Source organism: Streptomyces sp. NPDC087420 (genome assembly GCF_044744165.1).
GTDB lineage: Bacteria > Actinomycetota > Actinomycetes > Streptomycetales > Streptomycetaceae > Streptomyces.
Map to the genome: position 1 here is coordinate 120,564 of NZ_JBIUXU010000017.1, position 11,887 is coordinate 132,450.

Genomic DNA, 11,887 nt, shown 5'->3' on the forward strand with positions numbered 1-11,887 from the left:
CCTAATGGCTCCCGCCCGCGCGCCGTACGACCTTCAGCAGGTACTCCTTGCGGTCGAGCGGGTTGTGGTCCGCCCGCGACCGTACCGGGATCGCCCCCTGGACCGGCCGGTAGTGGTCGAAGGCGCACTCCAGCACCCCCTCGCCGTGCGTGAGGGTGGGCAGCCGCTGCTCCAGCTCGTGGACCCGGGCCGCCGGGATCGCCCCCGACAGCAGGCACACCGGGCCCCGCGTCTCCGGCGCGTACGGTACGGCCCCGAGGCGGGTCAGTACGGGCAGGACCGGCCCGAACGCGTCGGCGGGGATCTCGAGTTCGAAGCGGTGCATCGGCTCGTACACCCCGCACCCCGACTTCCGCAGCGCGGCTACCAGCACCAGGGGCGTCAGGTTCCGGAAGTCCCCCGACGTGCTCGACATGCTCTTGTCGAAGACGGCGTGGGCGTGGCTCTGGCGCGGGGAGTAGCCCGACCTGGTCAGGGTGACCACGCAGTCGGTGACCTGCCATCCGTACAGGCCCTGCCGCAGGGTGTCGTGGACGGTCTCCTCGATCGCCCTGATGAAGGAGAACGGCAGGGATCCCAGCTCGATCTCCAGCCGGAATTCCACCCCGGAATTGACCGGCGCGGGATCCACGCGCAGTCCGATGGTGGCGAGAAAGGGGTTGATCTCCTTTCCCTTGACCTCGACCGCCTCGCCCGTGCCGAGGGGCCGTTCGATACAGACGGTCGTCGTCTCGCGGAACGCGACATCAATACCGAAGTCGTTCGCGAGCGTGGCTTGAATGACTTCTTTCTGCACCTCCCCGTAGAGCGAGACAAGCACTTCCTGGCGTACGTCGTCCTGCCGCAGGTCGATCAGCGGATCCTGCTCGGCGAGTTGGCCGAGCGCGAGGTGCAACGCGCCTTTGTCGGCGGGGCGGGTGGGCACGACGACGGATTCCAGTGCGGGCGGTGCGAAGAAGTGATCGGCGGCGGAGCGTGAACCGGGGCCGAGGTCATCGTCCGGGTCCCCGACCGAGTCGCCGATCCGGACCTCCCCGAGCCCCCAGAGCTTCCCGATCCGACCCGCGACCACCTCGTCGCGGCGTTCGGCCGCGCCCTGGTCGAACACACTGATCGCGGTGACCTTGCCCTCCTCCGCCGCGCCGCCGACCGGCCGGCCGGCCCGCCCGAAACGCAGCCGGTCGCGCACGCGCACCGTCCCGGAGAAGAGGCGGACGTACGCGATCTTCTCCCCGGCGGGCCCCCGCTCGACCTTGAAGACCGTGCCCGCGACCGGGCCGTCCGGATCGCCGCCGGCGGGCGGCAACAGCTCCCTGATGCCGGCGGTCAGCGCCTCCACACCGGCGCCGTCGACGGCGGAGCCGAAGTACACCGGATGTACCAGACCCCGTCTGACCTGCGCCGCGAGTCCGTCGCGGAGCCGCCCGTACGAGATCGCCGCCTCCTCGTCCACGTACGCGGCGAGGAAGGCGTCGTCGTGGTCGGCGATCACATCGGCCAGCCGGTCCGTGAAGGCCGCGTCGCCGGGCCCGTACGGAAGAAAGGCGGAGGCGCGCGTGCCGAGGCCGCTCGCCGTGCCCATCGGGACGATCGCCGGGGTCAGCTTCCCGGCGAGGGCGCGCAGGACACCCTCGTACCCCGCGCCCCGGCGGTCGATCTTGTTGACGAAGACAAGCGTGGGGATACGGAGCCGCCGCAGCGTCCGCCTCAGGACACGCGTCTGCGCCTGCACCCCCTCGACGGCCGATACGACCAGCACCGCGCCGTCGAGCACGCTCAGCACCCGCTCCACCTCGGCGATGAAATCCGGGTGGCCGGGGGTGTCGATCAGATTGACGGTGACGTCATCGACGGCGAACGAGACGACGGCGGACTTGATCGTGATGCCGCGTTGGCGTTCGAGCGCCAGGGAATCGGTCTGCGTGCTGCCGTCGTCGACACTGCCGATCTCGTCGATGACACCGGCGGTGTGCAGCAGCCGCTCGGTCAGGCTTGTCTTACCGGCGTCGACGTGCGCCAGAATTCCCAGGTTCAGCGTACTCACAGAGCGTCAGGTCCTCCAGGTAGACAGAAATTACCGTGGTGTGGGACTCCGACGATCCGCGCATAACCATCTCCTGGGTCGACTCGCTGTCGACGGGATTAGAGCAGAGAGCGACAGCGCGCCACAACCGGTTTGTCACGCGTCCGGACCGCTTTCAGACGTAGTTGATGTCGGCCCCGGGGTCACGGTCGCCGAGCCAGACGGTCTTGCGCGTCTGGTCGTAGTACGAGATCTCCGCGCAGGGGCCCGGCTTCTCCTTGTCGGCCGTCTGGAACTGGCGCGTCGTCCACCCGGCCAGGTCGTGCTTCGCCAGCAGCTCCTTGACCAGCGCGGCGGTCGCGGGGAACGAGGTGCAGCCCCGGTCGGCGAAGCGGGCCTTCAAGTCGGCCCGGAAGAGGGCGAGATGGCGCTGTTCGGCGGTCGGCCCGCCGTACGGGTCGGAGCGGTGCCGGGCGCACTGCTCGCGCCCGCCCTCGTACACCTTGACCGACCCCTGCCGCGAGCTGTCGACGCAGGCGGTCAGCCGTGGGGGCGGCGGGCTGCCGAACATGTCCTTCCAGCCGCCCTTGCACAGGATGACCGGGTCCTCCATCGCGGCGTCGAAACCGATGATGGCGTCGCCCCCCACTCCTCCGACGCAGGTGACGGATGTGGTGTCGATGGCGTGTCCCTGGCCGTCGCCGGCGATCCAGCGGTACGTGCCGGCCGTGGCGCCGGCGACGGCGAGGGCCACGACGGGCACCACCATCAGGCGCCGGGCCCGGGACCTGCGGGCCTGCCGGCGCGCGCGGCCGAGGGTGGCCACGGCGGCCTGCTCGTCGAAACCGCCGGGGGCCCGGTCCCGGAGGGGATCGGCGTCCCGGACCACCCGCTCGAACTCGTCATCGCCCAGCATCATGCGTCTCCTTCGTGTCGGTGTCCTCACGCGTGCCGGTGTCCTCGTGCGTGGGCCTGTGGGCGGGTGCCAGGGCCGGGCGCAGCCGTTCCCTGGCCCGGTGCAGCCGGGTGCCGACCGCGCCGACCGAGATGCCGAGCACCACGGCGATCTCGCGGTGCGACAACTCGTCCCAGTACGCGAGCCGCAGCACCTCCCGGTCGCCGGCCGGCAACAACGCCAGCGCGGCCCGCAGTTCGTCGCCCGCGTCCCCCAGGTCACCGACGGCGGGCGGCACGGCGGCCGTCCCGCCGCCCTGTTCGGCCACCCGCCGAAGCAGCCGCGACCAGCGCCGTTGCCCCCGGGCCTGGTTGGCCAGCACCCGGTGCGCGATGGCCAGCAGCCACACCGCCGCGTCGTCCTCGCCGGGAGGCACCCGCTTCCGCCGCCGCCACGCGATCGCGTAGACCTCGGCCACGGCGTCGGACGCCGTGGCCTCGTCGGTCCTGCGCAGGCAGTACGCCCGTACCCGGCGGAAGGTCGACAGGAAGAGCCGCTCCAGCTGTTCCACCCGTTCATCCGATTCCATGCCGAGTAATGTCCGGCACGGGCGGATGCCTTACGGCTCGGCGCGGTTTTTTTCACCACGACGGCGGCGCGACGACCCGGCGCCCCCGGAACGCCGTACCCCCACGGGATAACCTCGACGCCATGATTGTCTGGCTGAACGGCACCTTCGGGGCGGGCAAGACGACCACGTCGAGGGAGCTGACCGGGCTCCTCCCGCAGGCGCGGATCTTCGACTCCGAAGAGGTCGGGCTCATGCTGCGGCACGTCCTGGACTCCGTGCCCTGCACGAACTTCCAGGAGTGGACGCCCTGGCGCGGCCTGGTCGTGGAGACCGCCGCCCAGGTGCTCGACTACGTCGGCGGCGTCCTCGTCGTACCGCAGACGGTCCTCACGGCGGAGTACTGGACCGAGATCCGCGCGGGGCTGGCGGCCAGGGGCATCCCCGTCCACCACTTCGTCCTGCACACCGACCGGGACACCCTCACCACCCGCATCCACACGGACACCGCGCCCGAGAGCCTGTCGGCCGTACGGTGGCGGCTCGACCACCTCACGCCGTACGAGGAAGCGCTGCCGTGGCTGCGCCGCGAGGCCACGGTCCTGGACACGACCCACGTCCCGCCGGCCGCCGTCGCGCGGACGATCGCGGACACCGTACGGGCGAACTCGGCGCGGTCGACGGCGGTTTGAGGGCCGCCGCCTCTCGGTTCACGTGCCGAGCACCTCCGTGTTCTGGCAGGCCACCAGCAGCCATCGGCCGTCCTCCTTCGCCATCACGTAGATCGGGGTGCCCGGGTTCCCGATCGGCCGGCCGTCGAGCGTCAGGTACTGCGCGTGCACCTTGACGGCGGCGACGTCGGGGCGGATGAACAACACCTGCACCACCTCGTACGTCGCCGTCGAATCCTTCATCGCGCCGGGCAGCACCTGGCGGGTGAAGGCCGCGATCTCCTCGCGGCCGGTGAGACGCCTGCCGTGGCCCGTCGTCCAGATCGCGTCGGCCCGGAACAGGCCGATGAACTCCTCCGCAAGCTCGTTCAGTTGGGAATGCTCCAGGGTGGCGATCACCTGCCGGACCGCCTCGGTCTCGGCTGCGCGCGTCACTTCGTCCATCACTGTCGTATCCATGCGGATCAGCTTGCGATCTCAACCGGACTTGAGGTCAAGCCTCCCTCTCCGTCCGGCTGCCCCAACTCCCCAGGCAGCGGCAGGTGATGGACGATGTCCAGGCGTGACACCGCGCGCGTCAGCGCCACGTACAGGCGGTGCAGCCCCCGCGCCTCCGCCCCGGCGATCGCTGCGGGCTCGACCAGGACGACGTGGTCGTACTCCAGGCCCTTCGCCGCGCTCGCGGGGAGCACGGTCACCCGGGCCGCCGTCGTGCCGAGTTCGTCGGCGGTGGCCGTGGCGATGCCGGCCGTCGTGAGGGCGGTACGGAGCCGGGCCGCCTCGGGACCGTCCGCGATGACGCCCACCGACCCCTCGTGGGCGAGCGCGGCCCGTACCGTACGGACCACAGCGGGCACCAGCTCCCCGACCTGACGGATCGTCAACTCACCGTCCGACCGCAGCGATCGCGACGGCGGTACGTCGACGTCCAGCGCCCCCAGCAGCCGGTTGGCCAGCTCCACCACCACCCCCGGCACCCGGAAGCCGACGGTCAGCGGGACCACGGCGGCCTCCGACCGGCCCAGATGCGCGAGGAGTTGGGGCCACGAACGCGCCGCCCACGGCGTCGTGCCCTGGGCCAGGTCGCCCAGGACCGTCAGCGAGCCGAACTCCGCGCGGCGCGCGATCGCGCGGCACTCCATCGGGGACAGGTCCTGCGCCTCGTCGATGACCACGTGGCCGTATCCCTCGGGATGCTCGATCAGGCCCGCGAGTTCGTCCAGCAGCACGAGGTCGGCCGCCGACCAGGGCAGGGTCTTGGCCGTCCGCGCGGAGGGCACGCCCCGGCGGGGGCGGTGGATGGCCCGGCGTTCGGCCGGGTCGAGGATGCCGTCGCACGGTCCGCCCGGCGCCCCCGGGTCCGCGAGCAGCGCCGCGAGCACCTCCTCCGGGGTCGCCTTCGGCCAGACCCGGTCCAGATACGCCGTGACGCCCCGCGAACGGCTCACCTTCCGTACCCACAAGGCGGACTGCGGCCCCGCCCGCCGCTCCGCCTGGAGCTGGAGCGCCCGGACCGCCCGGCTGCGGACCCGTTCCCGCCCGGTCGCGTACGGCGGGGCCTCGGCCCGTACCGTGTCGACGATCCCCGCCAACTCCTCGACCCCGAGCCGCCATTGGTACGAGCCGTCCGGGACGGTGAGCGGTCCGGCGGGCGTCGACACCCGCCCGTACAGCGCCCGGCGCAGCACCTCCGCCATGCGGACGCCGTGCTTGACGGCGGCCGCCGCGTCCGAGTCCTCCGTACGCACCGGATGGCGCGCGATCTCGTCCCGGACGGTCGACTGGCGGACGCCGATCTCGCCCAGGGCGGGTAGCACTTCGGAGATGTACGCGAGGAACGTGCGGTTGGGGCCGAGGATCAGCAGTCCGGCGCGCTGGATCCGCTGCGGGTAGGTGTAGAGCAGGTACGCGGCCCGGTGCAGGCCGACGGCGGTCTTCCCGGTGCCGGGGGCGCCCTGGACGCAGACGGAGCGGCCGAGTTCGGACCGTACGAGCTCGTCCTGTTCGGGCTGGATCGTGGCGGCGATGTCGCGCATGGGGCCGACGCGGGGGCGCTCGATCTCGCCGGTGAGGATCGCGCCGGTGGGGGGCGCGCCGGTGGGGGGCGCGCCGGTGGGGGCCGCGCCGGTGGGGGCCGCGCCGGTGGGGGCCGCGCCGGTGGGGATCGCGCCGCCCTCACCGCCCTCGGCCTCCGGCCGCGCCAGGTGCTCGTCCTCCAGGCTGGTCAGGTCCTCCGGCTCCCCCTTGCTCCACGGCGCCCAGCCGAACCGCCGCCGGACGGCGACGCCCTGCGGGTCGCTCGCGCTCGCCCGGTAGAAGGCGCGCGAGACGGGGGCGCGCCAGTCGACCACCAGGGGTGGGGCGGAGGGGTGTTCGCTGATCCGGCGGCGGCCGATGTGGTAGCTCTGCCGGCTGTGGTCACCGGCCGCGCCGTCGAAGTCGAGGCGCCCGAAGAAGAGCGGGCTGTCGGGTTCGAGGCGCAACTCCTTGGCGCGGCTGCGGAGATGGCGCCCGAGCACCTCGGCGTCGGCGCCGGACGCGAAGGCGTTCTCGCCGGTGACGACCTGTGCGGCCGCGTCGTCGACCATGCCGGTCAGGGCGGCGCGGCAGGTCTGGTGGTAGGTCCGTTCGCGGTCGAGTTCGCCGACGAGGTCAGGGTCCGGGGCGGTCATTCCACCAAGAATAACGCAACCCAGTAACATCTTTTACTGGGCTTCGCCCGGGTCGTCCGGCGGCCCGTCCGGCAACCTGTCCGGCAACCCGGTGCGCAGCCGCCCGAACGCCAGTTCCGCCGCCGCGACCGCGTCCGGATACACGTCGTCGGCGCTCCCGCCCGCCGCGATGCGGCGCCAGTTCTCCAGCGCGAGGACGCGGAGCACGGCGACGATCTGCCCCGCCGCGAGGGCACCCTCGATCCCGCCGCCGAGCGCGGCGGCCAGCGCGGCCTCGCTGCGCTGCTGGTAGCCGTACATCCGGGCGACCAGGCTCGGTGTCCCGTACAGCAGCCGGTGGAAGGCGAGCACCTCCGGGTGGTCACTGAGCCCCGTGACGGGGTCGCGCCGCGCCAGCCCGTCGAGAACGTGCCCCCGCAGCGCCTGGAGCGGACTCGCGCCATCGGGGCGGCCGGTCACCACGCGGGCGGGCTCGTCCTCGTGGTCGGCGAAGCGGTGGAGCGCGAGGTCTTCCTTGGTCGGGAAGTAGCGGAAGAGGGTCGGCTTGGAGACGTCGGCGGCGGCGGCGATCTCGGCGACGGAGACGCGGTCGAAGCCGTGCGCTGTGAACAGCGCGATGGCGGTGTCGGAGATGACCTGGTGCTGGCGGCGCTTTTTGCGTTCGCGCAGGCCGAGGTCTTGGTCGTGGCGCATGTTCTCGAGGCTACGCCGGTGCTTGGTTGCGCTTACTGATGTCCTCAATCGCCGGACGGGCTTGGTTTGTCGTGGTGACGGGGGGCGGGGCCTCCGGAGGCACGTATGTCCGGACTGCATGTTTTACGTCGCGTTCAACCGGTCCAATTGATTAACGATCGCCACGCGACACAAAACACGCTCTACGTCCGGACACACGCACCTCCTCCGACCCCACCCCCCTCACGCCGGACGGGACAGTGAACGACCCCGCCCGCCCCGGGGTGGGCCAACGCCTCAACGCGGACCCGGAAGCGGAGACGACTTCCCCCCGCACCGGAGCGGGCCGGGTTTTGACGCGGGCCGGGAAGGGGGACGGGCAGGGGTCGTGTCCGGAACGTAGAGCGTGTTTTGTGTCGCATGGCGACCGTTACCCAATACGACTGGCTGAACGCGACGTAAAACATGCAGTGCAGGACACGACCCCTGACCGGCCCCCGGCAACCGACCCGCACCCGAAAACCCGGCCCGCAGCGGGCACAACCAAGCCCGTCCGGCGATTGAGGACAACACGAACCGCAACCCGGTCACCGAGAACGCGCGGCCCACCGGCCCCAGACCGCCCGTCCGGCGCTTGAGGACAACACGAACCGCAACGCGGTCACCGAGGCAACCCCTCCGCGGAGGCGGGGCGTGGTGCGGACTCCGCCTCTGTACGCGTACGGAACCAGTTCCGGTACGCGGCGGCCACCCGCCGCAGCGAAGGCTCCGGCCCCAGACCCCGCGCCCCCGCCAGCGCACGCTGGACGCGCCACGCCGTCCGGTAGAAGCGCCAGTGGTAGTCGGCCGGCGATTCCCCGTCCTGACCGGTCTCCAAGAGGTGCGCCGCCCGGATCACGTCCGTGTAGACGGACTGCGCGCGCTTGTAGGCGAGAAGCACCGGAAGGTCCTCTTCCCAGCCGTACGAGCTTCCCTTCCGGGCGCTCTCCACCGCCTGCCGCCACAGCTCCGCCATCCGTTTCTCCTCGTGCCGGTGGTAGCGCATCAGGTGGAGATGGGTCGCCAGGTCGTAGAGCGGATCGCCGATCATCGCGAGTTCCCAGTCGATGACCCACAGGTCGTCGCGCCGGTCGACGATCAGGTTCTTCCGGTGCAGGTCGCAGTGGAGCAGCGCGAACGGCCGGCTCCGCAGGCCCACCGCCCGCTTCCGGAGCCGGTCGAACGCGTCGGCGGTGACGCCCAGCTCGGCGAAGAGTCCGTGGTACGGCTCACCGTGCCCGAGGTAGACCCGCTCCTCGGTGAACTGGATCAGCCGGTCGAGGAAGCCCGTCGAGTCGCCCTCCGGTGTCCAGTCGTCCGGCGCGCAGATCCGCCGTACGGCCCGCGCCTCCAGCCCTCCCGGGTCGATGGCCACCAACTGGGCGAAGAAATAGCCCAGTTGGTCCATGTGGCGGCGCGACACGGTACGGGCCCGGAGAGGACGGCGGTCGAGCGTCCCGCCCTCGACGAAGCCCTGGATGAAGACGCCGCTGACGTCCTCGGCGATCCCCGGGATGCGGTCGACACGGCCCTGGAGCGCGGTCAGCAGCAGGTCCTCGGAGGCGAAGCACCGCCGGTCGAACCAGAGCAGCCCCGGACGCGGGACGCGGAGCTTGCCACGCTCGAACCGGGGGCTCAGGCCGCTCTCCGGCGCCAGCGGAAAGGCGTAGGCCTCGTGGTGGTGGCCCTTGAGGGGGCCCGCCACGTCCCCGTCACGGCTCAGCTCGCCCGCCTGCCGGCGGACGGCGGAAGCCGTCTCGGGTGTCATCGCTCGGGTGCCCTCGGTGCTCACGTGCTCTGGGTGAATCAGGTGCGGGTGGGACAGGTGCGGGTGGGACAGGTGCGGCTGAATCAGATGTGTCAGATGTGGGTGGGTGCGGGTCAGGTGCCGGCGAGGCTCATGTGGCTCGCGCGAATCTGGAGACCGCCTGCGGAAAGTACCCCTCCGACGGCCTCGATGGTGGGAAGTTAACGCCATCTTCACCAACTCGGATCAGCATGTCGTCCCTGATGACGCGGGAAATCGCACAAAGGGCCGAAGAGCGGCCGCCGTCAGAATGACCGCCGGGCCGAGTCAAGTTGGTCGGCCATCGCCGCCAACTCCACCAAATCGGCAGGAAGTCTGTCGATGACCTTCCGCGCGCCGGCCCCGGACAGCACCTCGCTCTTGGTCTCTCTGGTCGCGTACCCCAGAAACCGGATCCCGAGCCGCTCGGCCGCGAGGAAGTCGGCGGGGGCGTCGCCGATCATCAGGGACTCCTCCGCCACCGCGCCGGTCGACTTGAGGGCCCGCGAGAGACAGTCGGGGTTCGGCTTGAGCAGCGTGGGGTTGTACGGGCTGTGGGTGCGGCCGTGGATGTGCCGGCCGAAGGCGTCGGTGAGCCCGACGCGTTCGAGGTAACGTTCCACCGCCTCGGCCGAGTTGTTCGTCGTCACCGCGAGGGCGATGCCGGCCTCGCTCAGCGCCCGTATCAGCTTCGTGGCGTTCTCGGCCGGTTCGGCCGACGCCGTCGCGCGGACTTCCTCCTGGGTCAGCAGCCCTTCCAGGCGGGACACCAGCCGGCTGGAGGGGTAAAGCTCCCCCACCGCCCTCAGGACGATCTGCGGATCGGTGACCGGCAGGCCCGCCCGGGCCAGGACGTGCTCCCGTATCCCCGCCGGCAGGTGGGCCAGCAGCCGGCGGGCCACCTCCGGGGCCGGATGACGGCGGAAGAGACCGCAGACAGGCCCGTCGAAATCGAAGAGCACGCATCTGACCGACACCGGAACCAGCGGATCCATCGGCGCGGGCGATCCGGTCGCGTACGAGTCGTTCACGTCGCTCCGTCCGTCGGGGCGGAGGGCGGGAACCAGCACCTCCGCACCTCATCTTGCCCCCAACCACACGCGTGGGACACGCGGTTGCCGGGCGGCGCGGCGCGCGGGACGCCGTTCAGCCGGGCGCCGACTCCAGTGCGAGAGGGGTCGCGATGGTCTCCCACAGCGCGTCGAACCACGCCTGCGCCTCGGTCACGAAGGCCTTGTCCCGGTGCACCCGCGTCTCGTCCGCCTCGAAGGAGAACAGCGGTGACTTGTCGCCCAGGACGTCGTGCATCTCCACGGACCTGTGCCCGATCTCCACCTCCCGCATCGCCACGGTGTAGAAGGCGAAGAGCGCCTCGGAGTTGTTCAGGAGGTAGAGCTTCACGGGCGGGGTGAAGGGCAGCGCCCTGAACTCCACCTCGACGTCCACCCCCTGGTTCCGCATGCCCGTCAGATGGTCGCGCAGGACCGTGCCGTGCGCGTTGCGCTGCTGGAGCCAGCGCCGGTGGACGAGGTCGCCCTCCTCCGGGTGGGTGTCCTCGGTGCCGACCGAGCGGGGGAACGCCAGGTCGATGTCCCGGTTGGGCAGCAGGACCCGGACCCGCACCCCGTCCGGGGTGACGGACCGGTCCTGGACCCGCAGCCGCTGCTCCCCGATGGCCGCGGTCAGGGACTCGGCCGTCAGGCACAGCGCGTCTATCCGTACGTGGCCGGCCTCGAAGGCCGCCGTGATCCGCGGCCGCAGCGCGACCATCGTCTCCTGCGGCCGCTCGTCGGCCGCGGACTCCACGCGCCGCGCGGCGGAGCGGGCGGCGATCCTGGGCGGGGCGCCCCTGGTCACCTCGGTGAGCAGGCCGTCGTCCTGGAGGCGGCGCAGGGCCTGGCGGATGACACCGCGCTTGACCCCGAACTCTGCGACCAGGGCCATCTGGGTCGGCAGGGACCGGCCCTCTTCGAGGGCGCCCGACTCGATACGGGCGCGCAGGGTCCGCGCCACGTCCTCCGACGTCGGCGGCGGTTTGCCCGTGCCGTTCGCTGCGGCCTTCTCGGTGGTCACACCAGCACGCTACAACTTCTGCCCATCTTAAGGGAGTTGTTGGGGAAGTTGTTTATGGATCGCGCCCCGGCGGGACAACTTAGATAGTTGGCCACAAGTTGGCGACCAACTGGACACAACTCACCCCGTCCCGCCGCCTCGCCCCCGTCCGATGTCGTACGGGTGTGAACCACGCGCTTCCAGTGGCGCCCCCTCCCGCGCTCTCCCCCGCGTCCCCCCGCGCATCGCGCATCTCCGCGTTCTCCGTCGTCGAAGGAGTGACCGCCATGCCTCTGTTCGCCCTTGTCATCGCCACCTTCGGCCTCGGTCTCGAACAACTGGTGCAGTGGCGCTTCGGTCCCATGGGGATCGTCGCACTCATCCTGCTCAGCATCGGGATCAAGGCCAAGAACCCCACCTGCACCGGGATCGGCGCGGTGGTGCTCGCCCTTCTGGTCATGCAACCCGGCCTCTGACCGGCCCCGGGGCTCCGACGGGCCCCGGGGCCG

11 protein-coding genes are annotated in these 11,887 nt (G+C 71.4%); 2 read left to right on the plus strand and 9 right to left on the minus strand.

Annotation, left to right across the window (positions count from 1 at the left end; all coding sequences use genetic code 11):
- Position 1: 1 nt before the first annotated feature.
- The 3 genes from ACIO1C_RS31550 to ACIO1C_RS31560 form a co-directional block, all read right to left on the minus strand.
- Entirely contained in the window at positions 2-2,044 is a 2,043-nt protein-coding gene (locus tag ACIO1C_RS31550; RefSeq protein ID WP_401869958.1) for a GTP-binding protein, read from the minus strand.
- Positions 2,045-2,198: 154 nt separating this feature from the next.
- Complete coding sequence (locus ACIO1C_RS31555) at positions 2,199-2,942, minus strand: hypothetical protein (RefSeq protein ID WP_401869960.1); 744 nt, start codon at positions 2,940-2,942, stop codon at positions 2,199-2,201.
- A complete protein-coding gene (locus ACIO1C_RS31560; RefSeq protein WP_401869963.1) occupies positions 2,926-3,507 on the minus strand; it encodes an RNA polymerase sigma factor in 582 nt (193 codons plus the stop codon). The genes ACIO1C_RS31555 and ACIO1C_RS31560 overlap by 17 nt, the downstream gene beginning before the upstream one ends.
- 122 nt (positions 3,508-3,629) lie before the next feature.
- On the opposite strand from ACIO1C_RS31560, the gene ACIO1C_RS31565 reads away from it, so the two are divergent.
- Complete coding sequence (locus ACIO1C_RS31565; RefSeq protein WP_401869966.1) at positions 3,630-4,178, plus strand: AAA family ATPase; 549 nt, start codon at positions 3,630-3,632, stop codon at positions 4,176-4,178.
- Between the two features lie 18 nt (positions 4,179-4,196).
- Here the strand turns inward: ACIO1C_RS31565 and ACIO1C_RS31570 are convergent, their stop codons facing one another.
- The 6 genes from ACIO1C_RS31570 to ACIO1C_RS31595 form a co-directional block, all read right to left on the minus strand.
- Entirely contained in the window at positions 4,197-4,616 is a 420-nt protein-coding gene (locus tag ACIO1C_RS31570; RefSeq protein ID WP_401869969.1) for an SgcJ/EcaC family oxidoreductase, read from the minus strand.
- Between the two features lie 5 nt (positions 4,617-4,621).
- Positions 4,622-6,829, minus strand: a complete 2,208-nt coding sequence (locus tag ACIO1C_RS31575) for a HelD family protein (protein WP_401869972.1) — start codon at positions 6,827-6,829, stop codon at positions 4,622-4,624.
- A gap of 33 nt (positions 6,830-6,862) precedes the next feature.
- Complete coding sequence (locus tag ACIO1C_RS31580) at positions 6,863-7,522, minus strand: TetR family transcriptional regulator (RefSeq protein WP_401869975.1); 660 nt, start codon at positions 7,520-7,522, stop codon at positions 6,863-6,865.
- Positions 7,523-8,162: 640 nt separating this feature from the next.
- Positions 8,163-9,332 carry a phosphotransferase gene (locus ACIO1C_RS31585; RefSeq protein WP_401869978.1) on the minus strand — a complete coding sequence of 390 codons (1,170 nt, stop codon included), beginning with the start codon at positions 9,330-9,332 and terminating at the stop codon, positions 8,163-8,165.
- Between the two features lie 260 nt (positions 9,333-9,592).
- Complete coding sequence (locus ACIO1C_RS31590; protein WP_401869980.1) at positions 9,593-10,396, minus strand: HAD family hydrolase; 804 nt, start codon at positions 10,394-10,396, stop codon at positions 9,593-9,595.
- A 76-nt stretch (positions 10,397-10,472) separates the two neighbouring features.
- Positions 10,473-11,399 (minus strand): GntR family transcriptional regulator, encoded by a 927-nt coding sequence (locus ACIO1C_RS31595; RefSeq protein ID WP_401869983.1) that lies wholly within the window; start codon positions 11,397-11,399, stop codon positions 10,473-10,475.
- Between the two features lie 266 nt (positions 11,400-11,665).
- On the opposite strand from ACIO1C_RS31595, the gene ACIO1C_RS31600 reads away from it, so the two are divergent.
- On the plus strand, positions 11,666-11,854 hold the full coding sequence (locus tag ACIO1C_RS31600; RefSeq protein ID WP_401869985.1) for a hypothetical protein: 189 nt from the start codon (positions 11,666-11,668) through the stop codon (positions 11,852-11,854).
- Positions 11,855-11,887: the final 33 nt, after the last annotated feature.

What these genes read in the sequence shown, in the direction of transcription:
- ACIO1C_RS31580 (WP_401869975.1), bottom strand. Translation starts at nt 7,522, where the DNA reads ATGCGCCACGACCAAGACCTCGGCCTGCGCGAACGCAAAAAGCGCCGC.
- ACIO1C_RS31560 (WP_401869963.1), bottom strand. Translation starts at nt 3,507, where the DNA reads ATGGAATCGGATGAACGGGTGGAACAGCTGGAGCGGCTCTTCCTGTCG.
- ACIO1C_RS31570 (WP_401869969.1), bottom strand. Translation starts at nt 4,616, where the DNA reads ATGGATACGACAGTGATGGACGAAGTGACGCGCGCAGCCGAGACCGAG.
- ACIO1C_RS31555 (WP_401869960.1), bottom strand. Translation starts at nt 2,942, where the DNA reads ATGATGCTGGGCGATGACGAGTTCGAGCGGGTGGTCCGGGACGCCGAT.
- ACIO1C_RS31600 (WP_401869985.1), top strand. Translation starts at nt 11,666, where the DNA reads ATGCCTCTGTTCGCCCTTGTCATCGCCACCTTCGGCCTCGGTCTCGAA.
- ACIO1C_RS31565 (WP_401869966.1), top strand. Translation starts at nt 3,630, where the DNA reads ATGATTGTCTGGCTGAACGGCACCTTCGGGGCGGGCAAGACGACCACG.
- ACIO1C_RS31575 (WP_401869972.1), bottom strand. Translation starts at nt 6,829, where the DNA reads ATGACCGCCCCGGACCCTGACCTCGTCGGCGAACTCGACCGCGAACGG.